This window comes from Rhodococcus sp. NBC_00297 (assembly GCF_036173065.1).
GTDB lineage: Bacteria > Actinomycetota > Actinomycetes > Mycobacteriales > Mycobacteriaceae > Rhodococcoides.
The window spans coordinates 1,553,680-1,579,953 of sequence record NZ_CP108041.1; the positions used below are offsets into that span (position 1 = coordinate 1,553,680).

Annotated in this window: 24 protein-coding genes; 18 read left to right on the forward strand and 6 right to left on the reverse strand. The window is 65.9% G+C overall.

The genetic code is table 11. From position 1 onward, the window contains the following. Positions 1-99 precede the first annotated feature (99 nt). From OG947_RS07470 to OG947_RS07500, 7 genes are all read left to right on the forward strand, one after another. Complete coding sequence (locus tag OG947_RS07470) at positions 100-1,671, forward strand: tannase/feruloyl esterase family alpha/beta hydrolase (protein WP_328813533.1); 1,572 nt, start codon at positions 100-102, stop codon at positions 1,669-1,671. Positions 1,672-1,751: 80 nt separating this feature from the next. Further along, complete coding sequence (locus OG947_RS07475; protein WP_328813534.1) at positions 1,752-3,221, forward strand: amidase; 1,470 nt, start codon at positions 1,752-1,754, stop codon at positions 3,219-3,221. Between the two features lie 168 nt (positions 3,222-3,389). Then, on the forward strand, positions 3,390-4,910 hold the full coding sequence (locus OG947_RS07480; RefSeq protein WP_328813535.1) for an AMP-binding protein: 1,521 nt from the start codon (positions 3,390-3,392) through the stop codon (positions 4,908-4,910). Positions 4,911-4,973: 63 nt separating this feature from the next. Further along, positions 4,974-6,569 carry a tannase/feruloyl esterase family alpha/beta hydrolase gene (locus OG947_RS07485; protein ID WP_328813536.1) on the forward strand — a complete coding sequence of 532 codons (1,596 nt, stop codon included), beginning with the start codon at positions 4,974-4,976 and terminating at the stop codon, positions 6,567-6,569. A 219-nt stretch (positions 6,570-6,788) separates the two neighbouring features. Further along, complete coding sequence (locus tag OG947_RS07490; protein WP_328813537.1) at positions 6,789-7,982, forward strand: alpha/beta hydrolase; 1,194 nt, start codon at positions 6,789-6,791, stop codon at positions 7,980-7,982. Between the two features lie 705 nt (positions 7,983-8,687). Further along, the gene (locus tag OG947_RS07495; protein WP_328813538.1) at positions 8,688-9,281 is read left to right on the forward strand and encodes a hypothetical protein; all 594 of its coding nucleotides are present in this window, start codon (positions 8,688-8,690) and stop codon (positions 9,279-9,281) included. Then, complete coding sequence (locus tag OG947_RS07500) at positions 9,281-10,186, forward strand: hypothetical protein (RefSeq protein ID WP_328813539.1); 906 nt, start codon at positions 9,281-9,283, stop codon at positions 10,184-10,186. The genes OG947_RS07495 and OG947_RS07500 overlap by 1 nt, the downstream gene beginning before the upstream one ends. A 234-nt stretch (positions 10,187-10,420) precedes the next feature. Here OG947_RS07500 and OG947_RS07505 read toward each other — a convergent pair whose 3' ends face one another. After that, positions 10,421-11,029: a mobilome CxxCx(11)CxxC protein gene (locus tag OG947_RS07505; RefSeq protein ID WP_328813540.1), complete on the reverse strand. Its 609-nt coding sequence runs from the start codon at positions 11,027-11,029 to the stop codon at positions 10,421-10,423. A gap of 384 nt (positions 11,030-11,413) precedes the next feature. On the opposite strand from OG947_RS07505, the gene OG947_RS07510 reads away from it, so the two are divergent. Both OG947_RS07510 and OG947_RS07515 read left to right on the forward strand, forming a co-directional pair. After that, positions 11,414-13,333 carry a type IV secretory system conjugative DNA transfer family protein gene (locus OG947_RS07510; protein ID WP_328813541.1) on the forward strand — a complete coding sequence of 640 codons (1,920 nt, stop codon included), beginning with the start codon at positions 11,414-11,416 and terminating at the stop codon, positions 13,331-13,333. Beyond that, positions 13,330-13,788 (forward strand): hypothetical protein, encoded by a 459-nt coding sequence (locus OG947_RS07515; protein ID WP_328813542.1) that lies wholly within the window; start codon positions 13,330-13,332, stop codon positions 13,786-13,788. Before OG947_RS07510 ends, OG947_RS07515 begins: the two co-directional genes overlap by 4 nt. Before the next feature lie 104 nt (positions 13,789-13,892). On the opposite strand, the gene mobF is transcribed toward OG947_RS07515, so the two are convergent. Next, entirely contained in the window at positions 13,893-18,617 is a 4,725-nt protein-coding gene (gene mobF / locus OG947_RS07520) for a MobF family relaxase (RefSeq protein ID WP_328813543.1), read from the reverse strand. Between the two features lie 331 nt (positions 18,618-18,948). Here mobF and OG947_RS07525 point away from each other — a divergent pair, with 331 nt between their 5' ends. The 8 genes from OG947_RS07525 to OG947_RS07560 all read left to right on the forward strand — a co-directional run bounded on the left by OG947_RS07525 (position 18,949) and on the right by OG947_RS07560 (position 23,803). Beyond that, a complete protein-coding gene (locus OG947_RS07525) occupies positions 18,949-19,308 on the forward strand; it encodes a hypothetical protein (RefSeq protein WP_328813544.1) in 360 nt (119 codons plus the stop codon). A gap of 17 nt (positions 19,309-19,325) precedes the next feature. Beyond that, on the forward strand, positions 19,326-19,943 hold the full coding sequence (locus OG947_RS07530; protein ID WP_328813545.1) for a hypothetical protein: 618 nt from the start codon (positions 19,326-19,328) through the stop codon (positions 19,941-19,943). 124 nt (positions 19,944-20,067) lie between these two features. Continuing rightward, on the forward strand, positions 20,068-20,514 hold the full coding sequence (locus tag OG947_RS07535; RefSeq protein ID WP_328813546.1) for a VOC family protein: 447 nt from the start codon (positions 20,068-20,070) through the stop codon (positions 20,512-20,514). Positions 20,515-20,684: 170 nt separating this feature from the next. Further along, positions 20,685-20,960: a hypothetical protein gene (locus OG947_RS07540; RefSeq protein WP_328813547.1), complete on the forward strand. Its 276-nt coding sequence runs from the start codon at positions 20,685-20,687 to the stop codon at positions 20,958-20,960. Between the two features lie 196 nt (positions 20,961-21,156). Continuing rightward, positions 21,157-21,534: a hypothetical protein gene (locus OG947_RS07545; protein ID WP_328813548.1), complete on the forward strand. Its 378-nt coding sequence runs from the start codon at positions 21,157-21,159 to the stop codon at positions 21,532-21,534. Continuing rightward, entirely contained in the window at positions 21,531-22,523 is a 993-nt protein-coding gene (locus tag OG947_RS07550; RefSeq protein WP_328813549.1) for a hypothetical protein, read from the forward strand. The genes OG947_RS07545 and OG947_RS07550 overlap by 4 nt, the downstream gene beginning before the upstream one ends. Further along, complete coding sequence (locus tag OG947_RS07555; protein ID WP_328813550.1) at positions 22,520-23,095, forward strand: thermonuclease family protein; 576 nt, start codon at positions 22,520-22,522, stop codon at positions 23,093-23,095. The genes OG947_RS07550 and OG947_RS07555 overlap by 4 nt, the downstream gene beginning before the upstream one ends. Before the next feature lie 111 nt (positions 23,096-23,206). Next, positions 23,207-23,803, forward strand: coding sequence for a hypothetical protein (locus OG947_RS07560; RefSeq protein WP_328813551.1), 597 nt, complete (start codon positions 23,207-23,209; stop codon positions 23,801-23,803). 30 nt (positions 23,804-23,833) lie between these two features. Here OG947_RS07560 and OG947_RS07565 read toward each other — a convergent pair whose 3' ends face one another. The 4 genes from OG947_RS07565 to nrdH form a co-directional block, all read right to left on the reverse strand. Next, positions 23,834-24,292: a hypothetical protein gene (locus tag OG947_RS07565; RefSeq protein WP_328813552.1), complete on the reverse strand. Its 459-nt coding sequence runs from the start codon at positions 24,290-24,292 to the stop codon at positions 23,834-23,836. A gap of 274 nt (positions 24,293-24,566) precedes the next feature. Beyond that, positions 24,567-25,154 carry a DnaB-like helicase N-terminal domain-containing protein gene (locus OG947_RS07570; protein ID WP_328813553.1) on the reverse strand — a complete coding sequence of 196 codons (588 nt, stop codon included), beginning with the start codon at positions 25,152-25,154 and terminating at the stop codon, positions 24,567-24,569. 12 nt (positions 25,155-25,166) lie between these two features. Continuing rightward, positions 25,167-25,316, reverse strand: a complete 150-nt coding sequence (locus OG947_RS07575; protein ID WP_328813554.1) for a hypothetical protein — start codon at positions 25,314-25,316, stop codon at positions 25,167-25,169. Between the two features lie 42 nt (positions 25,317-25,358). Beyond that, positions 25,359-25,601 carry a glutaredoxin-like protein NrdH gene (gene nrdH / locus OG947_RS07580; RefSeq protein WP_328813555.1) on the reverse strand — a complete coding sequence of 81 codons (243 nt, stop codon included), beginning with the start codon at positions 25,599-25,601 and terminating at the stop codon, positions 25,359-25,361. Positions 25,602-25,834: 233 nt separating this feature from the next. On the opposite strand from nrdH, the gene OG947_RS07585 reads away from it, so the two are divergent. After that, positions 25,835-26,017, forward strand: a complete 183-nt coding sequence (locus OG947_RS07585; protein ID WP_328813556.1) for a hypothetical protein — start codon at positions 25,835-25,837, stop codon at positions 26,015-26,017. The last annotated feature ends 257 nt before the right edge of the window (positions 26,018-26,274 follow it).

Here is a 26,274-nt window from a genome sequence, read left to right on the forward strand (position 1 = left end):
AACAACTTCAGCCATTAGCGCGTGGCGTTAATTCCTGAACAGTTTTGTTTCTGAAGTCAAGGAGGAATGAGCATGGATAGTGCACCGACGTACGGTCCGATGAGCACAACGCACTGGGTGGATGTCGAGCATCTCGCCCGCGATCCGAAGGTCGTGGACCGTTGCACTCCCGAGGGCGTTGCCGCCGGACTGGCCCACCTGGGCGGGGTGGAGGTCGTCTCGGTCACCGTCAACACCAGCGGACGGTTCCAGCCGCCGCCGCCCAACATGGTCCTGTCGATCCCGCCACCTCCGGAGCTGGTCGGCTTGCCGGACTACTGCGACGTCCGCATCCGTCACACGGGCCTGGGCGGGCACGTCGCCGACATCGTGGTGTGGCTTCCGCTGGACTGGAACGGCAGGTTCCTGGGCTGCGCCGGAGGGGGAAACCGAACGGAAACGTCCTGGTATTACCCCTTCGCAATGCCGTGCCGGGCAATCAGCCTGGAGAGAGCGGTGGTGAATGGATTCGCTACGGCCACAACCGATGCGGGCAATCGTGATTCGCGGTCTGTCGCCTGGGGGTTGGACCCCGCGACGAGGGAGTTGGATTGGGACTTGATCGAGAACTGGGTGCACCGTAGTACCCACGAGATGACCGTCATCGGCAAGGCAGTCACCGAGGCGATCTACGGGACACCGCCGCAGTACTCCTACTTCCAGGGCTCCTCCGGCGGCGGGCGGCAAGCGATGATGCAGGCCCAACGGTACCCGGACGACTACGACGGGATCTGGAGTTCAGACCCGGCGATCAACTGGAGCCGCTTCATCCCGGCCGAGATCTGGCCGGCGCTGGTGATGAAGGAAGAGAACAACCCCCTGGCACCAGCCAAGCTCGCAGCGTTCCGGGACGCGTTCCTGACAGCGGTCAACGGACCTGACGGGGAGCGCTACCTGACCGAGGTCGCAGTTCCGGACTGGGATCCACACAGCCTCGTGGGCACCGAGACCGACGCCGGGGTGATCACCGAAACCGATGCCCAGGTGATACGCAAGATCTGGGACGGTCCCCGTCGCGCCACCGGCGAGCAACTCTGGTACGGCCTGCGCCCCGGCACCGAATCCGAGGGCAGGCTGATGGGGGCTGCGCTCGCGTACACCGAGATCATCGACGGACAACTCCGGCCGGTCCCATTTTCGCTGGCGGCGGACTACCTGGGGGCTTGGATTGCGCGCGAGCCGGAGTGGGACTGGACCACCCTGACCTACCAGCAGTTCGAGGAGTACTTCGATCGCAGCGTGGCCGAGTTCGCCGCGACCGACACCGACGACCCGGACCTGTCCGGTTTGCGCGACGCCGGCGGCAAGGTGCTGCTCTCCCAGGCCCTCGCTGACCAGGTCATCTTCCCCGAAGGCACCCTGCAGTACTACCAGCGGGTTCTGGACACCATGGGTGGCCAACAGCACACCAACCCGTACCTGCAGCTGTATGTGTCTCCCGGCGACGGTCACAGCACGATCAGCGCGGATGGACCTGGTCTGACCCTGGCTGCCGGCATGGCCGCGCTGATGAACTGGGTCGAGCACGACACCGTCCCGGCGTCGATCGTCGGAGAGCGCTACGACCCGAGCGGAAACCACCTCGGTTCGCACCCGCTGTTGCCCTACGAGGCACAGCGTGAGCACCCGTAACACACCTGCACCGTGCTCACCCGCGAGGTTCGCTTGCGATTCCTGGATGCATCTACACCACGTACAAGAGAGGGATTCGAATGACTGACACGATCGTCACGGCCGCAGGAGATTCGGCTGTTTTGCCCGACGACTTCGTTTGGACGCCGGCCTGGCGTGTGTGCGAACTCATCGCTAACCGGGACGTCTCTCCAGTGGACGTGCTCGAACTGTTCCTGGCCCGCATCGAACGTCTCGAACCGACTCTGAACGCGTTCGCCTACCTCGATGCTGAAGGTGCACGGAACGCAGCCCGCGAGGCCGAACGAGCGTTCGACGCCGGCGATCCGATCGGCCCCCTCCACGGGTTGCCCGTCGCGATCATGGACGGCATCAAAGTCAAGGGCATGCCCACCCCCCATTGGGGTTGGAAGGTCGCCGGCTACGACGATCTCGCCGTTGAGCGCCTGCGAGAGGCAGGTGCCATCATCCTCGGCACGACGCACACCTACCTTTTCGATCCCCACAAGCGGCCCCGGAACCCATGGAACCTCGAGCGCGACCCCGGCAACTCCAGTCGGGGCAACGGCCCGGCAGTGGCAGCGGCGCTGGTACCCGTCGCAGTTGGAATGGACGGCGCCGGTTCGACCAGGCTTCCCGCCGCCTGGTCAGGGCTTGTTGGGGTGAACCCCAGCCGAGGGCTGATCCCTTACACGGATTACGAGGGGCCCGGCCTGCTACTCACGACGACCGTCGGCCCTATGGCGCGGACGGCGCGCGACGCGGCGCTGCTTCTGCAGGTCATGGCAGGGCCAGACGGGCGCGACTACGTATCGACGCAGGCTGCGCCCCCCGATTTCATTGCCGGCATCGACGGGGGCGTGAATGGGGTGCGGATCGCTTGGACGGACGACTTCGGCTACTCGCGGCCGCACTGGCAGGAGGAGTCCGAACGAGTCGTCGCCGTCGCGCGTGAGGCAGCATTCGCCCTACAGAGCGCGGGCGCTGAAGTAGAGCAGATCAACGACGAGTGGGAAGATCCGCACCCGACGATGTTCGCCCTCGGAGCGATCTTGTCGTCAGTGGCCTACGTTCCGCCGGTGAACTTGGACGAGATGACTGAACGTATTCGTCTTGTCGATGAAGTTAGCGGGCGCGTCAGCGACAAGCCGGCAGGAATGACGGTGCCTGCCACCGGATTGCCTCCGGAGCCGACGCCAGAGGACTACCGAAGGGTATCGGAGCAGCGGCGCGCCGCATGGAACACGATGCGGCACGTGCTCGCCAAGCATGACGTCATTGCGGCAGTCACCACTCCCCTGCTGCCTCGGACGCTCAAGGAATGGGGCCTGCAGGGCCACGATCTCATGTGGCACGTTCAGACGGCCCACACCACACTGTTTAACCTGCTCGGATTCCCGGCCATTTCCGTGCCGTGCGGATTGCTCGACGGACTCCCCGTCAGCATCCAACTGGCGGGGCTCCCCGGCAGTGAGGACCTCCTGCTCCGCGTAGCCGCCAGCATCCAGGCCCAAAACCCCCTGCCCGAACGCCCAACTGCGATCGCCTAGCGAGAGTGAGTTCCCTCGGTCGCCACCGACCGAGGGAACTCACTCTCGCAGAACCCGTTCGGCGCGCACGAGCGAACTAGTGGTGGTCATCTCCGTCGGTTCGTGCCTACCGCCATGCCGTCGACGAGAAGGCCGGGGAGCCGGCCAAACATACTTGGAGGAGCATCCATGAAGGTCCCGTTCAGCATCCGCGATTTCCTCGATCGTCCGCACACCGTCTATCCCGACCGGATCGCGATCGTCGACGAGCCGCGCCAGACCGCACCGTCGTGGGGCGAACTCACATATCGCGATGTCATGCGGCTCGCTCGTTCGCAGGCCGCGACCCTCGACGAGCTCGGCATCGAGCGCGGGGCCCGGGTGGCGTGCGTCTCCCACAACTCGGCCCGGTTACTGGTGTCGTTCTTCGGTGTCTCGGGGTGGGGACGCATCTTCGTGCCGGTCAACTTCCGACTAGCGCCGGCGGAGGTTGAGTACATCGTCGAGCACAGCGGTGCCGAGGTTGTGCTCATCGACCCCGATCTCGCTCACCTCGCCGACATTGTGAAAGCGAAGCACGTGTTCATCCTCGGTGAGGACGATGAGAAGATTTGGTCGAGCACGGCCGAGCCCAAACCCTGGGAGACGGACGAGGACTCAACAGCCACCATCAACTACACCTCGGGGACTACAGCTCGACCCAAGGGCGTGCAGCAGACACACCGCGCGCTTTGGACGAATGCAACGGTCTTCGGCTGGCAGGCGTCGGTGAACGACAGGGATGTCTATCTGCACACGCTCCCGATGTTTCATTGCAACGGCTGGGGACAGGTCTACTCCGTCAGCGGCATGGGCGGCCAGCACATCGTTCTCCGGCAAATCGACGGCGCAGAGATCTTGCGCCGCATCGAGCAGTACCAGGTGACTTACCTGTGCTGCGCTCCAGCCGTGCTGGCAATCGTGCTCGACGCGTTAAAGGACTGGGATGGGCCGACCGGCCGCGGTCGCATCCGTTGTGTGGTCGCCGGTGCCCCGCCGCCCACACGCACGATCGAGCGGGTGCGCGAGGAACTCGGTTGGGAGTTCATCCAGATCTACGGACTCACCGAGACCGCTCCCTTGCTGACCATGAGTCGGATGCGTCTCGAGTGGGAGGGCGAGGACCCCACCGAGCAGGCACGACTCCTCGGCCGGGCCGGGGCGCCCGCACTGTCCACGCGGCTCATGGTTGACGATGCAGGGGAGATCCTCACCCGTTCCAATACCGTGCTGGAGGGCTACTGGGAGAACCCAGAGGCAACCGCAGAGGCCCTAGCGGGTGGCTGGTTCCACACCGGCGACGGCGGCACCTTCGAGGACGGCTATGTCGCGATCCTGGACCGCAAGAAGGATGTCATCGTCTCCGGTGGGGAGAATGTCTCCTCAGTCGAAGTCGAGGACGCTCTCGGCTCACATCCGGCCGTGCGCGAGGTCGCGGTCATCGGCATCCCCGACGACAAATGGGGCGAGCTTGTCACCGCCCTCGTGGTGGTCGAGGGCGAGCTCACCGACGACGAGCTGAAGGCCCACGCCCGCGAGCGACTCGCCGGTTACAAGGTACCGAAACGCTTCGTGTTCCGCGACGAGCTCGCTCGCACCGCGACTGGAAAAGTGCAGAAGTTCAAACTGCGCCAAGAGTTCTGGTCCGGTCGTGAACGCACGATCAACTGACCAACGTCATTTCAGTGAGCCCAGTAACCACCATGCTTTCAAGAATTTTGAATGGAGAGATTCGTGAACAACGCTGACGAACCCAGGCGGATCACGCCGTACGAGTGGATGCCGGCGCCGAGTTCGGAGCCGGATCAGACTGACATCCTGGCGCGCTGCACCGACGTTGTGATCGGTGCTGCGGTCGCCGGGATCAAAGGCGCAGAACTGAAGTCAGTCAACGTCAATCGTGCGGGATCGCTGGACGTACCCACCAGCACGCTTGGCGTGCCCGCTTTCACCGAGACGGATCTTCCCGTCTACTGTCAGGCAGTCGTTCATCAGACCAGCCCCGCTGGGAGTGTCGCTGAGGTGCTGGTGTGGGTGCCGCTGGTGTGGAATGGACGTTTCCTCGGTACTGGAGGCGGGGGAACGCGAACTACAGGTGGTCACCTGCCCCGGGGCTTTGGGAGGTCGGCGACGCTTGCGAGCAGCGTCCGAAACGGCTTCGCGAGCGCCAGAACCGATGGCGGGGTCGGCACAGACCCGCGCCCCGACGAGTGGGTTCTCGATGAAGACACCGGTCAACTGGATTCGGACCTGTTCGAGAACTGGGCGTACCGCAGCACGCACGAGATGACGGTCATCGGTAAAGCCGTCACCGCTGCAATCCATGGACGAAATCCCGACTACTCCTACTTCCAGGGTTTCTCCGGGGGTGGACGTCAGGCCCTCGCGCAGGCCCAGCGATACCCCGATGACTACGACGGAGTTTGGGCAGGCGACCCCGGGATCAATTGGACTCGCACAATTCCGGCGATGATGTGGCCACCGCTGGTTATGAAGGAACTCGGCGCGCTCGCTCCCGAAAAGTTCGACGAATTCCGCTCAGCCGCTGTCATCGAAGCCAATGGACCCGGCAGCGCATGCGGGTGGAAAGCTCAGTACGACGAGTCCAGTTTTGACGCTAACCGCCTCGTGGGTCAGGTCACTGAAGCTGGTGAGATCACCGAGAACGATGCGATCGTGATGAACAAAATCTGGCAGGGCCCCGTGTCACCGACCGGCGAACAGTTGTGGTTCGGGCTGCGTCCCGGCGTCGAAAGCTGGGGAGGAGAGCCGCTCGGGGGGCAAGGTATTTGTCTGACATCGATCAACAACGAAGGGCACCGCGAACCCAAGCCATTCGCTTTGGCGCATTCGTGGCTCCAGACGTGGCTTTTGCGAGATCCCGAATGGGACTGGCGGACACTCACATTTGATGAATACGCCAAACTATTCGAGCAGAGCGTCACCGACTTCGCACCTGTGGCAACCGATGATCCCGACCTCGCTCCTCTTCGGAACTCCGGCGCGAAATTGCTGGTCACTCAAGGGGCCGAAGACCAGGTGATCGCGGCACAAGGCACCAGACTGTACTTCGACCAGGTATTCGACAGCATCGGAGGAGTCGAAGCTACGGCGGAGTTCGCACGATTATTCCTCTGTCCAGGTGACGGACATAGCTCTCCCATCGTCGGGGGTTTCGGCGTCGACCTCGCGATTGGAATGATTGCGCTCATGAAGTGGGTGGAGAACGGTGTGGCACCCGAAACGCTCGAGATCCTGCAAACAGGTGCAGACGGCACCGCCCAATCAGCTCATCAAGTGACCGCCTACCGCGGTCAGGTCCAGAAGTAAGACATCGTTGCGACTCCGACACGGCGGCTTCGATCTCGGACGGTAGGCCGATGCCCGCCGCAGAATCGGATCCATTGCCCAGCTGTGAGTGAGTTCCGCCTTTCATGTACGGAGCAGCGGGACGGAAATCGATTTCGCCATCGACCGACGTTCAAGAAGATATTGATCCCCGCTTTGTATAAAGCGTCTCTACCCCCAATCCTGACGTGAGGTGTATGTATGACCATGGAAGTTCCCGCCTACGACATTCATCGACCAGCACAAGAGACCGCCCGCGGAGAACGAGACGGTTCCTCTGCGGGTCGCGATCTGGCACGCCCCGCGCTCGACGCGGAAATGTACGAACTGATGTGGCGGGACGTGGAGGCCGGCGAAAGTCCTGCTCTGTTGGCCACACAGACCGCCGAAGGTATTCCGGAACTACGCGAGCGGTCGACAAAATTCCTTGCCAATGACGAGGACTTGAGCCTGGGTGGCCGAGTGGAGTTCGAGGAGCTCAGCGTTCCCGGCTACGAGGGGGGCCCCGACGTCTCGGTGCTGATCTTGCGCCCGGCCGGGCTGAGCTCCCCTCGGCCCGCCATCGTTCTCACAAACTGCGGCGGCAAAATACTGAGCGACCGTCGCCTCCTCAAAGGCACTGGGTTCGTAGAGGTAGTGGCGGATTTTGACGTATCCATGGTCGTCGTCGGAATGCGGGTGGGTCCAGAGCACAGACACCCAGCTCAAGTGCACGACGCTTACGCCGGCCTGTGTTGGACGGCACAGAACACCGACGCGTTGCGCATCGACCCGGGCCGTATCGCGGTCATGGGTGTGAGCGGCGGCGGTGGTGTCGCGGCTGCGACGGCCCTGTTCGCTCGTGATCACGGCGGTCCCGAGATCAGCCAACTCATCCTGTTGACGCCCATGCTCGACGACCGCGAAATCACCGTCTCGAACTGGTTCCAGGATGTCAGCTGGCCGCGTGCCTCCAACCATGTGGGGTGGACGGCGATGCTGGGAGACGCCAAAGGCGGCCCACTTGTCGACGCTTACGCTGCCCCGTCGCGCGCCGACTACCTCGGGGCCTTGCCCCCCATGTACATGGAGACGGGTTCGGCCGACACGTTCCGCGACGAGATTCTTGACTTCGCGGCCCGGGCCGGTCACGCCGGCGTGCCGGTAGAACTGCACTCGTGGGCCGGGTTGATGCATGGAGCGGGGGTTCCCGACACAGAAGTAGCCAAGGCGATGGCCGCAGCCCGAAACAGTTACTTCCGCCGGATCTTCGGGCCGACCGGCACCGGGCTGGTCCCTAACACCAGGCCCCCGGCGACCGCGCCTCGGTCGTCGACAAGCAACTTCGACCTCGACACAACGAGCTCGGACCGGACTGTCGTCGGGATGGGTGGCCTAGGGTGGCAACCCCTCTAGTTCGCGCCATCTGTGTAGAGGCGGTCGCTTCCTCGAATGAGGGGTATCAATGCATCTTCTCTTGCCCGGCGGTGACAATGCTCGCTCGATGACCGAAGCTACGTAAAGTGATCTTCTGACTGGGATGTGTCTGATCGTCGATGTGCCCCGATGTACTGATCGACCACCGAGCGTCCGGGTTGGCGAGCCAACTCGGTATGGATGTGCTCGTCGAGGTGCCGCCGATTCAGCTTGCGCCGGGATGCTGCAATCATGGTCAGGCCTGATGCGCCGCCAAGCTTGTGACACTGATAACCACTACCGATAATTATATTATGACATATACGCTGCTTGATGGCCTCCCAGGACCCACCCTAACCGTGAATCGTTGTCGAGGTCGCCTGCCTCGCCAGCCGTGCACACGTAGGTGCGACAGCGACAGCGACAGCGACTGCGTCGGCGAGCGCGCCATTGGGTTCACCTGGGCTCAGCCCGCACAGCTTGAGAGTGGCCCGCAAGCATCTGTCGGTGCTTACGTGTATGGATTGCATGTACGGAATAGTCGAGGGATTCTCACCGGGGGGCGATCAGTGAGCTCGTTCAGTCCAACCAGATGGCAGCCGCAGCGACGGATCTTCGCCTCGATGAGGTCAAGATGAGCCCCCGCAGCGCGCAAGAGGCATTGTGAAAGCCTCAACGCGCGTCCGGACTACGGCCTACATCGTCGTGGGCGCCTACTCGGTTGTGTTCCTGATCTATGGCATCTCATTGCCGCACGCCGCGGGCAAGGTTCTCGGTTTCTTACCCACCGTGTTGGCGTTGCTTTTCGGGGCGTACGACACCTACGCGTGGCACTGGGGCCCGCTGTTGCGTGCGGCCCGCCAGCCCTATCTCGTCGGAACATGGCACGGCGAGCTCAAGTCTTACCGCAGGGACAACGACGGAGTGCCAATTGACTCCACCCATGAGGTCTTCTTTGTGATCCGCCAGACGCTGACCACGATCTCGATCACGATGATCAGCGCAGAGAGCAAATCTCGGTCGGCCGCGGCCCAAGTCGTCCAGAATCAGGCACAGGACTTCTCCGTCCAGTACCAGTATCAGAACGAGCCCCGCCTTGAGTTCAGGCAAGCGGGCAGTGCGACGCATACGGGTGGGTCCTCTATCGAACTAGGAGGCCTGCGTCCCATGACGCTCACCGGTGAGTACTGGACCGCTCGCGAGACCCGTGGCACCTACCAAGCCAGTCGAGTCGGGAAGGATCTAGTCAACACGTTCGACGAGGGGCAGCGGATGGTGCGGGAGACAGGAGGAAGCTAGTGGACTGGGAATCATGGCTACGCAGTGCTGCAAAGCGGCCGAGTGACAACGAGGAATCTAAACGCGATCGCACTGAGCAGCAGATCCGTGCCGCTCTCAACGACTACGTGCCTCTATCGGGCAAGTACAGGGTCTACGTCAAGGGTTCGTACGCCAACAACACGAATGTCCGGCTTAATTACGATGTCGACGTAGCGGTTGAATACACGGGCTACTTCTATTCAGACCTCTGCTTTGACCTACAGGGTCACGACGATTCTGAGGTTGGTGTTTACGCCTCAGACGACACCTACAGTCGAGAAGACTTCAAGCGAGACATAAAAGCTGCACTCATCAATACCTTTGGCTCGGACGCTATCGAGATTGGGAAGATTGCTTATCGCGTGCGGGAAGATAAGACAACCCTGCCGGCTGATGTAGTGCCCTCGTGGGAGTATCGCCGTTTCGACCGAATCAATGCTTGGGGCGACCCCGTGGTACATGTGGGCTCACGCGTCTACCCGAGCGATGGTGGATACAAGAACAACTTTCCAAAAATTCAGGTGATCCGCGGTACCGAGAAAAATGAACGAACGCACCGCCGGTACAAGCGGATGGTTCGCTGTCTAAAGAAAATGCAGACTCGTCTAATGGATGCTGGTGTGCTTGAAAACGAACTTCCTTCCTACCTGGTTGAGTGTCTCGTTTACAACGTGCCAGACTCCTTATTCAACAACTCAACCTACCTGGAAGATTTCCGAAAAGTTGTCTGCACTATTTGGGGATCGACACAGCCAAACGGCGACTGGGATGAGTGGGAAGAGGCGCATGGCCTCCACTATCTCTTTAAGGGAAGTTTTGCTGGCATGCGCGCAGACGCGCACACACTTGCTGACAAAGCCTGGGACGAGGTCGGTATCGAGTAGCTACTCGAGGTGTCCCAGATGTGTCACCCCGAAGTGGGCGGAGTGTTTCAACGACCACAACAGGCGCAGGTCGATCCTGTTGGCCCAAGACTGACCCGACTTGCTCCAAAACTTTTTCGGAGACTCGTCCGTTCAGTAGCTCCGCCTTGGTTGTAACGGTTCAGAACCCTGATGAACTCTTGTTGCTCTTCAGGTCGTAACTCGACAAACCCGTTGAGAACGAGACCTACCCGCCTACTTGGCCCAGCGCTTGGGGAAGTCACCACACACTCCGCAATCTGTCGGTTTCAATGATGTCGGGACGATAGTACATCCAGCACAGGGTTTGCCGCGGGAAAACAGAGCACAACGCATACCAAACCGTTTCTCTTGGCGTGTTATTTGGTTGGCTAAATCACTATCCTGTTGAGCAAAGTCTCTTGCTTCAATTACGTCGAGAGCGCTTTGTAAATCATCCACGTCAGGCGGCGGTTGGGTCGCGAGACGCGTATAGGACTCCGCAAGCTGGCGGTTTGTCATCATCGATTGAATCGCGTGACTATTTTTCCCGCTCCAGTTTGCCACCAATGACCACAAGCTCCAGACTAATTGAATACCGCCCAATGCGGCCGCAACTATTAACACAACATCGACTGCCGACGCCGGTAAGCCAATTGCTGCAACGATGCCGACAATAATTGGGATACCAAAACCTGCAAAGGACAACGCATTCAATCGCCCGCCTAATCTACCTGCGCGAGCTTCGAACAGGCTAGCCGTGCCGGACGCGTCAAGAGCGCGATCCCAGGCTTTCCGCCGGAGGAAGTCCGTCGACTGAGGCGGCAGCGGAGGCGTCGATGTCATCAGCTCATTCTGGCCCATACGAGTACGGGCCGCCCCCTATCCACATTTCGGCTGCGTGCGCCCAACACCCGGGGGATCTTTCACCTCGCGGTACTCCTCATCCCCTTGGTACCCCATTCCTGTCGATTGGTCACTTACTCACGGGCCGCCGGCGTTGCCAGATCGCCCCCGCTCGCACCGCACCGAGATCGGCTATCGTGAACCGTGTTCGACCGTCGATGAGGGTCACGGTCAAGCGTCCATCCCGTCAAAAGGGTCGGTGTCGCTGCGCATGACGATGCGGCGGCCCTGGCCCTGCGGTGTCGTGCCGACGCTCCCGAAAAGGACCCTCATGAGATCCATTGCCCTCATTTCCTTCGCACTTGCCCGGACGGCGGTCGTCCAGTGACACGCCGCAAAGACGGTGTGATCGTCCGCGACCTCTACCGCAACGAGATGTGGGCGACCGTTGCGTTGTGGTTGTTCGGATTATTCGTTATTGCAGCCGTGCTCGTCACGGTTGCCGCGGTGTGGGGGTCGGCCCTGGCGCACGGTGACGGCGACGTCTCCTACAACCCGTTCGCCACGGTTCCCGCGTTGCTGACCGGGGAGGTCGTGTGGCACCCCGCGTCCACGGTCGTCGCAGTGGTGCTGGCCGCTGTTCTTGTCGTCGCCGCGGGATTCGCGGTTCGGGCAGCGGCGCGGCGCCGGTCGCGGGCGCCGATGCCCACACCGGAAGGTCTCGCGACGAAGGCAGACCTGCACCGGTCGGGGATGACTGAGAAGAGTGTCCGCCTCCGGGGGCAGGAGAACTCGGCCCGCTACGAGCACACCGCGACACTGGCCACCGACTCCGGTGCTGCCGCGTTCACGAAAGACGGCGGAGCGACTCGTCGTCGCGGCTCCGAACACGACGACACCTCGGTTCCGTCGACCCGTTATGGCGCTCTGTTGGGTTTGGAGCACGCCTCCGGCGTTCCGGTGTGGGTTCAGCACGCCGATTCCCACCTGATCGAGGGGCCGGCACAGGCGGGTAAGACCTCGCAGATCGTCGTTCCGAACGCCCTTCCCGCGCCGGGGGCGTTGGTGCTGTCCAGCACGAAAGCTGAGATCGTCTATCTGACGTGGTTGCCCCGCTCGCGGCAGGGCACGATCGCCGTGTTCGATCCGGAGAACATCTCGCAGTGGCCGGACCGGATCAAGTTCTCGGCGGTCGCGGGGTGCGAGGATCCGGATGTCGCTATCCGGCGAGCCGTTGCGCTGGTCTCGGCCCGCCCGATGGAAGGCGCGACCGGCGCGGACTTCTTCGAGGGCCGCGCCAAGACGATGCTGCGGTGCTACCTGCACGCCGCGGCGCTCGCCGATCTCGGCCTGGCCGCGGTCGCCCGCTGGTGCTCGTCGAAAGCGCCCGAAGAAGCGTTGCGAATCCTGAGCGAACACCGCCCCGACTGGGCCGAAGCGCTCAGCGGCATCCTCGACTCCCGTGCAGACAAGACCACCGACACAATCGTCCAGGTGCTCTCGTCCATCATGGAACCGCTCGCCTCCCCCGCGCTGCTCGCCGCGGTGGACTGCCCGGCCGAAGAGTCCTTCGACGTCGCGGAGTTCGTGCGCACCAACACAGGCACTCTGTACCTGCTCTCCGAAGGTGGCAACGAGTCCGTCGCACCGTTCGTGGCATTGCTCGCGGCGGAGGTGTTCAAGGTCGCCTCGGACTACTCCCAGACCTTGCCCTCGCGTCGGATCGACCCGCCACTCAAGATGCTCCTCGACGAGGTCAACAACGTTGCCCCGATCCCGGAGCTGCCGGAGAAGATGAGCGATTCCGGCGGGCGCGGGATCTCGCTGTGGTGCTTCACCCACAACCGCTCGCAGACCGAGAAACGCTGGGGGCGAGAGGGGGCTGCCCTGTTCGTCGGATCGGCGAACACCCGGATCGTGCTGCCCGGCTTGCTCGACACCAACGCGCTGCGTGAGATCTCCACGCTGATCGGGCAGCGCGAGGAACTGGTGCTGAACGCTCCCGACAACAAACGCGACGGGGGAATGACCCGGCAGCGGCAAGGATCGCTGGTGGTGCGGCCGATCATGACCGAGAGCGCGATCCGCGAGATGCCCGACAAGACCGCGCTCGTCATCCGCCGCAACTCCAAGGCGGTGATGGTGACGTTGCTCGGTTACTACGAGGATCCCGCCATCGCCGAGATCGTCGCCGAGTCGGAACAATGGGCACTGCGCAGTGTGGCGGCCGGGCGGGTGCTCACGCCGACGTCCGCCGACGGAGTCGTCGTCGACGAAGAGCAGGGCCAGGAGGCGAGACTGTGACCGATTTCGACGACGTCGCGGACCTCGAAGGCGAGGTGCCCACCGCAGGGGACGCCGATGTGGTGTCGTATCGGTGGGCCAATCTGGACGCCGACCGGGCGGAGGAGCTGTGGGGACGCCTGACGGTCTGGGTCGAGTGGTTCCGGCGGCGGTACCCGGCGCCGGCCGACCTCGCGATCCCTCCCTGCTGGTTCCGGCACAGCGTGGCCGTGGAGGAGCTGACCGCGTTGATGGTCGCCCACGACGCGGCCTACTACAACGGTGAGCCGGGGTCCGATCTCGTTGCGTGGCATGTGATGTGGTGCTGGCCGGTCCTGGGTCGCCTGGGCGGCACCGCCCGGTGGAACGAGTGCTCCCACACTGCTGTGGATGGGTGCGTGTACGTGCCGGCGACGGTGATCGAGGACGTCGACGGCGCGGCCACGTTCATCTACGACGACTTGGGCAACCGATAGGACACCGAACCAGTAACGACGTGCGCGCCCCCGAATCTCCAGGGGCGCGCAGTCGTGTGCGGGCTGTGAGCCTGCAGGGCCACCGCGCCGACGCAGCGGCTCGGTCAGAGCTGCCGTTCACTTCCCCGATTCGCACGCTCGCGCTGCACCTCGGCCGCTCGCTCACTGGCTTGTTGGCGTTCGAGCTGCGCCTGTGTGGCGGCGACGTGGGCGGCATCCCGGTACGTCTCACCGTCACCGGTTCCTCGTGTGGTCTCGACCTCCGCGGGGCGGCGGAGCTGCTGTTCGATGCGGGTCGACGAGTCGTCGAGGCCGCCTCTGCGTTCGCTCTCCTCACGTAAGCGACGCCGGAGTGCGGCGACACTTTCGCGGTCGCGCTCCACTCGTACGGCTGCGGCGTCGGCTCGCTCGGCGACGGAGCGGTCACGCTCGGCGGCCGCGGCAAGCCTGTCGTCGAGAGTGGCTTCCGATCGCGCCGCGGCCTCGATCAGTGCTGCGCGTTGGGCGGGGGGCGGCGCCGCCTGCGTCGCTCGGCGCACGTCGTCCGCTGCGGCGAATCGTGCGACGTTGAGTTGTTCACGCTCGGCTGTCAGGGCAGCGATGCGCTCGCGTGCTTCGGCCTTGGCCGCGCCGGCGAACCGCCCGGCCCTTGCGAGGTCCAGTTGCGCGGCGTCGAGGCCGCGGACTGTGGCGGCGAACTTGGCGTCGAGCTGGTCCTTGCGGGCGCGTGCCTTCTCCACGGCCACCGCCGCCGCTGCGGGTGCTGCTACCGCTGCGTGCTCTGCGCGCACCGCGTGGACCGACCGCTGCCCCAAAGCCGCGGCCTTCGCTGCACGAGCGAGGCGCATCTGCTGGTCCAGTGTCGCCCGGCGACGAGCTGCGTCCGCCAGCGCCGCGTCGAGGTCCTGCGTGGTCAGGAGTCGCAGCGGGTCGCGGGACATCGCCGCTGCGACCTCTCTTGTCTCGGCGTCGGCGCGCGTGGGCAGCGCAGGATCGGTGCGGGCACCGCGGTCATCGAGCACGGGAGTCGGCATTGGCGTCGAGCGGTCCACCCTCTCGGCGGCGGAACCGGGCCGGTCGGCCCGGGGTGCCTCCGCGTCGGCCTTGGTTTCTGCCTGCCTGCGGGAGTCGGGCAGGTCGAGGTAGCCGCGCAGCTCGTCGACGTACACCGCCAGGTCGACGTCGGCGGTGTCGACGGCGAGGGTCTGTGCGAGTGTGCGCACGGCTTCAGCTTCCGTGGTGTCGAAGCGGGCGAGGCTGAGCTCGAGACGGTCTGCGGCTCCGTCCACGGCCTGCGCGGTGTCGACGACGCGGCGGGTCAGTTCGGTCCAGTCGCGGTCGGTGAGGGTGTCGGCGACGCGATCGGGCAGCGCGTGTTGCAGGGCGGTGTCGGTGTCGGTGTCGATCAGCGCCCGCACCGCGTTCCGGTACGCCTGTTGCTGGGGGTGGGTGTAGTCGAGGTCCGTCGCCCACACCGCGTCGGGGCCGTGCGGGTCGATGATCGCCGCGACCATCGCGGTGGCGAAGGTGCGCAGTTCCGTGTCCGCTCCGTGGTGCTGCGGGGGCAGCACGGGCACCGTCGACGGGGCCGCCGGTGTCTGAACGTTCTTGAGGCGGGCGAGGATCGCGACGGGGATGTTGCCGGCGCTGTGCAAGCCACGGTCGCTGAGGACGTCGATGACGGAGTCGACGTCGGCGCCGCGGGCGATGGCGTCGCGGACACCGGCCACGGCGGCGTCCCACCCGCGCTGCGCTCGGGCGGTGGTGTGGATCGCGGCCGGGAGCACCGTGTCGAGCAGGTGGCGGGCGTGGGCGTCGCCGAGTTTCGCGGCGGCGGTGTCGTAGTACTCGCGGAACCGGTGCGGGTCCGATGCCCGGGCCAACCCGGCGCGTAGGTGCTCCACGGCGGCGCGTTCTTCGCCGTCGCGCGCGAGAATGCCGGCGAACACTGTCGTCGGTGTCGCTTCCGGCCGCGGGGCGTGGTCGAGGTCCGGGTCGGGGAGCTGGTCGGTGACGAGGTAGGCGTAGTTACCGGCCTTGCCTCGGGTCATCGCCACGTACGCGGCCTGTCTGTCCACGGCGTCGGAGAGCAGTGCGCGGCCGACGTCGACGGTGAGCCCCTGGGCGCGGTGGATGGTGTGGGCGTAGCCGAGTTCGGTGTGCCCTTGGGCGTACCAGGCGGGCAGGACGGTGCGCGCGCCGTGCCGGTTGCCGGTGACGGCGATACTGCCGTCCTCACCGACACCGGTGACGGTCCACAGGTCACCGTTCTGCACGGAGAAGCGGCGTCCGGCGGCGTCGGTGGCGCGCAGCTCGGCGCGGTTGCGCCTGGTGACCACGACGTCGCCGACGTGTGCGCGGGCGGTGTCCGACAGCGGCGCGGAGATCCCGTCGCCGGTGCCGGCTTCGGTGTGGTGGATCGCCTGGGCGGCGGTGTTGAGCCGGCGGACCTGCTCGTTGGTGGGGGCGAGCATCACCGACGACAAACCGTCGCGGGTGTCGGCGAGGTTATCGTCGAGCAGACGCACCAGCAGCTCGTCGTCCGTGCCGCCGATCATGCGGTCGTGGGTGCGGTAGAACTCGATCGCCGTGTCGTCGCCGGTGCGCAGTGACAGCGACGCGGTCGCCTCCGCGGGGTCGCGGAAGCGCACCACGTCGACGAGCTCGGGCGCACTCGTCTCGCGGGCGAGCATGCCGAGCGCGCCGCCCGCGTCGACGGCGCCCAGCTGTGCGGAGTCGCCGATCATGCGCACCACCGCGCCGCGCTCGGCGGCCAGGGCCACGAGTTTGTCGAGGTCGCGGGTCGAGGCCATGCCCGCTTCGTCGACGAGGATCAGGGTGCCGCGATCGATACCGGTCTCGGTGCCGATGGCGTGCCGGTGCAGTACGGCGGCGATAGTGCGGCCGGGCACACCGACGTCCTCGCCGAGCACCGTCGCGGCGGCGGCGGACGGTCCCAGCGCGAGGACGGTGCGGCCTTGTTCGTGCCAGGAGTCGACGAGCAGTTTCATCGAGGCGGTCTTGCCGGTGCCGGCGGGACCGATACCGACGGCGACGAGTGTTTCCGCGGTGGCCAGGCGGCGTGCCATGTCGAGCTGTCCGTCGTTGAACACGAACTCTCCGCCCGTGCGGGCGGATTCGAGTGCTTCGCGGCGTGCGCGGGCACCGTCGAACGCGGCCTCCGAGACGGTGAACACCGTCTGGGTGTGGGCGGCGTCGATGAGGCGCTGTTCGGCGTCGAGGACTGCTGCGGAGGAGTAGCGGGATGCGCCGTGGTCGGTGAACACCGACTCCCCCGATGCGCGCGTCAGCGCGGACGGGAGGTCGTCGAGGGTGATGTCGAGGAGCAGTGATTCGCGGTGCAGGGCGGCGTGGGTGACCTGTTCGACGGCGCGGCGGGCGTGGGCCGGGTCGGCGAACCGGATGCGGGAGAGCTCGTCCTCGACGACGGTGCGCACGTTCGCCTCCGTCCACGTCGACCGGGCGGTGGACACGCGGTCGATGACGCGCTCCGCCCACTGGTCCGCGTCGATGTCGGTGACGATGTCGAACGTGGCGGTCGGCGATTGCACCGAGGTGAGGAGTGCGTCCACCCCGCCGTCGATGCCGCGCTCGGCGAGGAGGGTCTCGGCGCGTTCACGCCACTGACCGCGCATCACCGACAGCGACACCGGCGGCGCTTTGCCCGACCGGGTGTCGAGCGTCGCCTGCTGCACGAGTCGGATCTGCTGCGCCTTCGACGGGGCGCGTCCGTGCTCGGCGCGGTACTCCTCGGTGAGCTCGCGGGCGCGGTCCATGATCGCGTCGCGGCGGGAGAACTCCGACAACAGTTCCTGGTCGAACCCGACGATCTCGCGCACCGGACGTTTGCCGTCGGCGCGGGCGCGGTCCTCGAACTGGACGCCGGCGTAGCGGGCGGTCTTGTCCGCGACGAGGGAGTTGTAGCGGGCGGCCGCGGCGACCGCGGCGCGGTGCAACGGACGCGCGTCGAGGGCGCGCCACTTGCCGTCGACGGTGGTGCGGACCTTGTTCGACACCGCGCAGTGCGTGTGCAGGTTCGGATCCCCCGTGCGGTTGTCGTAGTGCACGAACTGGGCGATGACCAACCCGTCCGTCTCGACCTGCTCGGTCGATCCGTTGCCGCGGCGGGTGAACCCGGCCTCTGCCTGGATCCACTCCAACGTCTCGTTCACCGCTTCGGTGTGGGCACGCTCGACCGCTTCCTTGGCGGTGGCGTCACCGAGTCCCCACAGGGCGCTGATCGACTTCTGCGGGGTGAACACCAGGTCGTATCCGGCGACGGGGTGACGCACCTTCGACTCCTGGGCGCGGATGAACTCCGTGAGCTCCTTCGGCAGTCCGTCGCGTCCGTGCGCGTCGCGGAAGAACGACTGCGCGACGTCGAGGCGGACACGCTGACGCTCCCCCGCCGACAACGCCTTACCGGCGTCCTTCGCCGCGGCGTTCGCCGCGTCCTTGACGGCGGCGAGGTAGGGCACCTTGTTCTCGAAGCTGGGGAACGGGCGACCGAGCTGCTGCGCGGCGGCGGTGCGGTCGACGTTCTCCCCCGATACCGCGGCGCGGGCGATGTTCGCCTCCGCGTCCGGGTGCAGCCCTTCGCCGAACAGTGCCTTCATCTGCGTCTCGGACACCACACCGTCGACACCGAGTGCGGTCGCTCCGCGGCCGGCCCACAGTCCGGGAGGTGCGCCCTCGGCGGTGTAGTAGTCGGCGATGTTCTGCCCGCGCGTGACGGTGTGATCGCACGCCGCGACCTGCTTCGTGAGGTAGGTGTATCCGTCGCCCGCGTGCAGGCGGTGCAGCGTCATCACCGCACACCACCGCCCCTGACACCCGTGAGCAGTGCCCCTGCAGGGTGTTCTGCTGGGGTGCAAAATGGCCGCTCAGCGGCCCATTCGGGGCGCGTCAGACCCCCCTTGTAGGGGTCGAGCGACCGGGTGTGCACAGTCCGATAGTGCCGCAGGCGCTCTGCGAGAGCAAATGGTGTGTGAAGTCGGGGTGAGACGAGGAACGAGGTGCTGGGTGACGACGGAGGAGGAATGGTGGTTTCGTGGTCGACAGCGGAGCGGAACGTCGACACGGGTGGGGGTTGTGTTAGGAATCGGCGGGCAAGTGGCGATTGCGGTTAGGGTGACCGGCATGGCGTCCACCTCGGCCCGCGTCGCGGCGCGCACTCGCGCACGCGACGCGCAACGCAAAGTCCTCGCCGCCCGCGCCGAACGCGACAAGGCGAACATGGACTCGCTCACCGAGTTCTTCACCGCAGCCGAAGAGATCGAGGCTTCCCGCCGCCGTCAGGCCGGCGCCCTCGCCGCGATCCGTCAGCGGGAGGGAACGCTCACTGCGGCCGCTGCGCTGGCCGGCCTCACCCTCGGCGAAGCGCGCACGCTGCTCGCCGTGCTCACCGCGCCGGGCCCGGCGCCCGACGACGCCGCCGCGGCGACGTCGACCACGAATCCCGTCCCGCACACCGCCGACGCTTCCGACTCGGCGGTCTAGCACCACTGCGGGTGCAAATGCCTCCCCCCGATCCGGCGTTGCACGACCCGGTCCCCGGTCAACTCGCCCTGCCCGGTCTGCCCCCGGTCGACGGTCAACTGCTCCTGCCCGGCTTCGCCGGCGTCGCCGCGCCGTCGGCGCGCAGCTCTCACCGCGGTACCCCGCTGGCCGCTCCCCCGTCGGCGGCGACGATCGAGCGGTTCCGCTCCAAAGTGGTCGTCACTCCGGGGTGCCACTTCTTCGTCGGGGCGGTGTCGAACCCCGACGGGTACGGGCGCATCAACTTCCTCGACGGCGCCGTCCAGCGCACCATCGGTGCGCACCGGTTCGCGCTGATCCTCGCGCACGGCGACCTCGGCCCCGACGTCGTCGGGGAACACCAGTGCAACGAGACGTTGTGCGTGCGCGTCGGAGACGGACACCTCAAACTCGGCACCCAAGCGGGCAACCTCGCCTACGCCGTCGCCACCGGCCGGCACCTCGGACCGACACCGGCGTACGCCGATCCGCGCGGCCGCTACGGGCGCGCGCTCGCCATCCGCGACGCGCTGATAGGTGGGTACGACGCCGACCGATTGCATGCTGCGCTGACTAGTGCCGCTACCGCCGGAGCTGCGGGGCCGACTCTGTTCTGACCCGTCGCCGCGGCGGCGTCGTCGGGCGCCGGGTCCGGCGCGGCGAGCACGGCAAGCAGCGTGCGCGCTTCTGCCTGCGAGCTGTGGACCTCTATCGAAGGGTCCACTATGAGAGCGTCTACTGATGGAAGCTTCTTGGCCGAACCATCTCGACGTCAACGCCGTACGGTTTGCTCGGCCAACCGCCCGGTACAACGACGTCTTGGTGTTCTATCGAAACATCGTCGGCCTACCGGTACTAGCGCAATGGCTAGACCACCAGGGGTACGACGGCGTTGTGTTCGGATTGCCGAACAGTTCAGTTCAGATGGAACTCCTACAGGTGCGCGACGCACCGTCGATCCCGGATCCGAACCCTGAGAATCAGTTGGTTCTCTACCTCAACGGCGCCGAATCGCTGCGCGGAGCGTGCGACCGATTGGCCGCGCGCGGACAGACGCCGGTCACGCCCGCTAACCCCTACTGGGCTGACAACGGTGCTGTCACCTTCGTGGATCCGGATGGATGGATGTTGGTCCTGGCTCCAGACGTCATATTCAGACCACTTGCCGACCCTGGAAGTACGGGATGAAGCCCGCCGAGTCCTGACGGTCCGGCGGGCCTCGTCTCGACATCGCTCTCGGCCGAACTACGCACCGTACCCGAGGGCAACAACTACGTGTCGTACCCCCGATGTAGACAGCAGGTCACGGATACGTGCGCCGCACCTGGTGGTGCACTCCCCGACCGGGAGGACCCACCATGCTCACACCACTGGCACTGGTCGGCGGCGGACTGCTCATCCTCGGGATCAAGTACGTCGCCGAACATCGCACCGGCCCACTCGCATGGGTCGCCGCCGCGATCATCTGGCTCGGCACCATCGCCGTCGTCGGTGCCGTCATCGCCGCGCTCGTCGCGGGCGCCGCGGTGTTCGCGCTCATCGCGGTCGTGTTCGCGTTCATGATTCCGCTGGCGATGCTCGGCGGGTCCGTCGGCAACGGCAGCCGTGGGGTCTACCCGCGCCGCTACTACTGACCCTGACACCCGGACATGTGTGCGGCGCGGCCGTGCACATGTCGGGGCCATGATTTAAAGTCGTCCATGTTCGACCGTCGATGAGGGTCACGGTCGAGCGTCCATCACCACCGGCACCACCGCCGCACGGCAGCTCCACCAGTCGTGTGTGTTCGGTTGCGTGTGCCGGTCGACGCTCCCATCTCGAAAGGCCCTCATGTCTGCCATCACCACGCTCGACAAGTCCGCTGTCCTCGCTCGCGCTCGCGAGGCGATCGACACCCGCACCCGGTTCGTCGAGACGCTCTTCGACGCCGCCACCGAGGCCGCCGCCGCGCACTCCGCGGTCGCCGACGCACGCGACGCCGCCGCGACCGCGGACACTACGTTCGAGAAGGCGTACCGCGACGCGATCGCTGCCGGATGGACCGCCGCGGAGCTCAAGGCCGCCGGCCTCCCCACCCCGGCCGCACCACGCCGGTCCGGCCGCCGCAGCACCCCCCGGCGCAGCAAGGCAACGACCCCGACAGTGCGGACACCGGTCGACACCGAACCGAGCGACGGTGCGGCCGTCGACGAGCAGGCGACCGCATGACCGGCGCGACCACGGCGGTCGAGGCGACGGTGTGGCGGCGCACTCCGGCGGGGGAACCCGGCCGCACACCGTTGGCGCACGGGGTGTTCGTCGACGACGTCGGCGCGCACGAGTTCATCCGCCACCAGGTGCAGACGCTCCCCGATCGTGGTGTCGACGACGTGATGATGCAACTCGTCACCGTCCACGGAAGCGGCCCGGCACGACCGACCCGCAACATCGTCGGGTCCACCGAATCGGTACTCGCGGATCTCGACCACCCCGACCAGGCGGCGCACGCGATCTCCTCCGTCCTCACCCGCATCGCGCAGACCCGCAGCGTGGACGTCGCCGCAGTGTTGGAACTCGCGGCCGCGTCGGCGGCGGCGAACGTCGGCGGCACCGACACCCTGTTGGCGGCGTCCCCGCAGTCCGAGTCGGCGCAGCACGTCGCCGCACTGGCGGCATTCGGAACCGACCCTCAGTTGCCGTTGGCGAAGCGGACAGCGCCGGTGGTGCTCTACCTCGAGACCCGCGACCAACAGCTCTCCGACTACGGGATCCAGGAACTGTGGCACCGGGACCGGACCACCATCCGGGCGGCGATGCGGCCGGCCGACCTACCGTCGGCGGCGGTGACCGAGCTCGGCGCGGAGCTGGTCGCCGTGGACCGGCTCTACGCCGCGGACACCGACGCCTACCTCGCCGCGTGGACCGCGGCGGCGACGGAGAAGGCGCGGCGGATGGGGCTGCCGGAGTCCGTGCCGGTGGTGGTGTCGACGGAGGAGACGGAGTTCTTCGACGACGGGGATCTCGAACCGATCTACGACCACGCGTTCGCCCTCGCCCCATTGCCCGGGTGCGGGTACATCCCCGGCACGTTCCCGCACCGGACGCCGGACGGAGGTGCCGACGTCGAGGCGTTCATCACCGCCGAACATGCCGCACGCCGCGGGTACCGCGACCGCGTACGCGATCAGGGCGGCACCGGCGAACAGGTGGCGTCGTGACCCGGCGTCGCCGAATCGGCGTCGCGGTGGTCGGCGCACTGTCCGTGTGCGCAGTCGCTTCCGGGTGCAACCAACCACCGGCGGACTTCTCGGTGTCGCCGGAGGCGCCTGCCCGCGGGTGGTCGGAGGTCGGCGGTGTCAGTGAGACGGTGACGGTGACGGGCGTCGTCGACGGCGACACCGTCGACATCGTGACCTCCACAGGCGGGATGGCACGGGTGCGGGTCATCGGCATTGACACCTCGGAGACGAAGCGGCCGGAGACGCCGGTGCAGTGTTGGGGTCCGGAAGCGACCGACTTCTTGAGATCGCTGCTCGACGGGCGACAGGTCGGGATGGTCACCGATCCGAGCCAGGACGAGGTGGACGACTACGGCCGGCTCCTGCGGTACCTGGTCCTCCCCGATGGGCGGAACTACTCGGTCGCGGCCGCCGAGGCTGGCGCAGCGCGCTCGTACGTCTACGACCGCGGCAATCCGCCCACCGCCGCGGTGGACATCAACGACGCAGAGAACCGCGCACAGGCAGCGGGTGCCGGTCTGTGGGGACCGCCCTGCAACGGCGGTGCATGAGCGTCGACGTCCGTCCTTCGCACCTTGTGTGCGGGCCGCTGTGTCTGCGGGACATCGACAGGGTTGGATGGCGTTCCAAGACCGATCGGGACGAAAAGGATGCAGCGGGCGATGAGCACCACGACACCGACAGCGATGTCGAACATGAACATGCCCGGCTACGTCCTCGCGGCGCTGTCGTCGTTGGCTCTGGTCATCAGTGCGCTGGGTCCGTGGGCTACCACCAGGTTCCCGTCTGCGTCGACGGCGGGAACGAGCACACCGGACGGGAAAGCCGTTCTCGGACTGGGTGCTGCGGCGCTGCTCTTGGTGTTCGTGCGCGCGGTGTTCGCATCTCGCACGGTGATGGCTCTTGCCGCGTTGTGTGGAGTGCTCGGTGCTGTCGTGGGGGTCGTCGACATCATGGACACCAGTCGCCGCATCGCAACGGGGTCCGGTGTGGTGGCGTCGACCGCGGAGGTCGGGTGGGGGTTGTGGCTGACGCCGATCGCATCGGCCGGTGTCATGGTGGCGTCGATTATCGTCGCGTCCACCACTCGTCCTCGCGCAACGGCCGGAACAACACCGCCGCGAACGCGTGCGGTGTCGCCGCAGCGTTCCGGTGTTGCCGCGTCGTCGACCAACATGCTCTACGCCGCCGCCGGGATCGCTCTGCTCGTCGTCGCCACCGCTCTCCTGGTCACGACGGCAATCATCGGCCTCACCTAAATCGTCAAGGGTTGTCGCCGAGAATTGACGTTATTGCTTGGGTAGGGCTCGCAGTCGCTGCAACTCCTTGACTGCCACCTCACCCATCCATTCACCGGCCGGCATCATCGTGCAGTAGCTCATCTGGCTGCCTGGGCTAGGGACGTAACCGAGTTCGGGGAAGCACTCGCGCTCAAAACCGATCATGGAGTCCAGGATGGTGTCGAACATCCCAAGCTCCGCCTCGGGTACCTCTAGTCCTCGTAACGTGCCCATGGTGCCGCCGGTTGCTGCAATAGCGTCCCTCACTGCGAACTGACATTGCTTGTCTTCCTTGTCCACCTCGCAGGGGCGCATCAGCCGACCCGATTGCTCCCACAGGGCGACGAGCTCGTCATATGTCTCGTCTGCTGTGAGACCGGACGGTTCCGGCGTCCCGGAATCGGAACAACCCATCACCATCGCGGCCGAGACGAGGGTGACGACCGCGACCGCAACTGTGTTTTTCACGCGTACTCCCTTCGCGAGTGAACGCCAGGATAATTCCGTCGAGAAGGCCACGTACGTGACATCAGAACAGCGCATGTCGAACTTCGACCGCCACGTGGTCGTAAGGTGGGAGGTTCGCACCATCCTTGCCCGCACCTCACAGGTGCCGAGAGTGTCAGTCAGCACCTCGTGTGTCCGATGTCGAGCCACCGGTCGGCGTCGTCACCGTCTGCGATGAGCGTCCCGTCGGCGGTGAGGTACCGATCCGGATCCGCAGCGGCGGTGTCGTCGCCGTTCATGCGTGAGCTCCCCCGGCCCGGAAGGTGTTGAGCCTCTTCCACGCTGCGCGCTGTGCGGTGCCGAGCTGCACCATGTAGTCGAACAGCTCGTCCTCGGGGCCTTGCTCGGCCGCCTGCATGAGTCGCTGCCCGGTGATGTGGAAGCTCCGCCGGTAGGACTGGGAGAGCACGATGTCGGCGTAGTGCACCGCGGCGGAGGATCCGGTGGTGTCGGCGGTGACGACGTCCGCCAACGCGCGGCGCAGCGGTGCGTCCTTCTGCCCTCCCCCGGCCCGGTGCAGGACAGCGGCGACGGAGGCGGGGTCGTGCGGCTGTCCGGTGGCAACGAGGTCGGCGATCAGGGTGAACAGTTCCGCGTAGGCGGGCTCGGCGAAGTCGGCCGGCACGAGGGCGTCGGTGACGCGGACGGCGGCGGCGGTGTCGGTAGACCACATGAGCGCGCAGAGGGTCAACGATTCCGGGTCGGTCCGCGGGTCGAGGCCGGCGCCGGTGTCGGTGCCGGGATCTGCGACGTCGGGTGCGAGGTCGAGGACCGGGTCGGTCGGGTTCTGCTCGGGTTCGGGGACTGCCCGTAGTGCGCTCATGACGTCCTGGCCTTACCGGGCGTCGGTGGAGTCGGCGGTCGGGTGGATGTTCCAGGGGCCGGGGATGATGACGGCGCTGGTGGTTTCGGCGGCGAGGTCCGCTTCGACCTGGGCGGCGATGAAGTCGTGGTCGGGCTGGTAGTCGAACGCGAGGTGCGCCATGGGTGGGTTCTCCTTCGGTCGGTGGTGGGTTGCGGTGTGCGGTCAGGCGGCGGAAGCGGCGACGAGCTCGGACAGGCGGTCGTCCCGGTATCCGCTCCAGTGGGTGTCGGCGTCGACGACGACGACGGGCGCGACGAGGTAGCCGAGAGCCATCACGTAGTCGCGGGCTTCGGTGTCGGCGCTGATGTCGACGGCGGTGTAGTCGAGGCCGGCCTTGTCGAGCGCCCGAAACGTCGACCGGCACTGCTGACAGTTGGGCTTGGTGTAGACGGTGATTCCGGACATGACTCGCGCCTTTCGACTATTCGGTGGAGTGGTTCCATTCTATTTCACGGACGGGATTATTTCCACCGCTGGAGTGTATTTGTTCGATAACGATAAAGCGGCTTTATCTGTTGCGTTGCAACTGATCTGGCGACGTTCTGGAATGTAATTCGGTCCCGGTTCGGCGGGTTTGTGTAATGCGCTTTGTCCGTCACTTGCGGGGTTTGTTCGTGGCGTTCGTCTAGGATCGCGGTATGACGTATTCGCGTGTGGAGTCGGAGTTGGTGTCGATGGTGTTCGATCGGTGCGCACCGTCGGATCTCGCGGTCGAGGCAATGGTCTCGGGGGTGCCTGTCGAGGAGACGCTGCCCCGCACCGCTCCCCCCGGCACGGTGGATGTGGCGTTCCCGCCGGCGAACCTTCCCGACTTTTTCTGACCCGGTCTGATTGTTTTCGCCTGTACCGGCCGGGTAGCGAAAAGGTGTCCGTGTTCGTGACCGGACGCCTGGGGGCGCGGGGTTAAGACGGCAGCGTCGCGCGCGGAGCGTCGATCTGACCGGTCGGCGGCTCCACCCCGTTACTGCACCTGACCGTCAGTGGTGGGTGCGTCGCAGGTCGGTGTGAGGGCTCGATGCCCGATCGCCGGCTATCCCCCGCCGGTGGCCGGGCGTTCCCCGCTGGCTGCGGGAGTCGC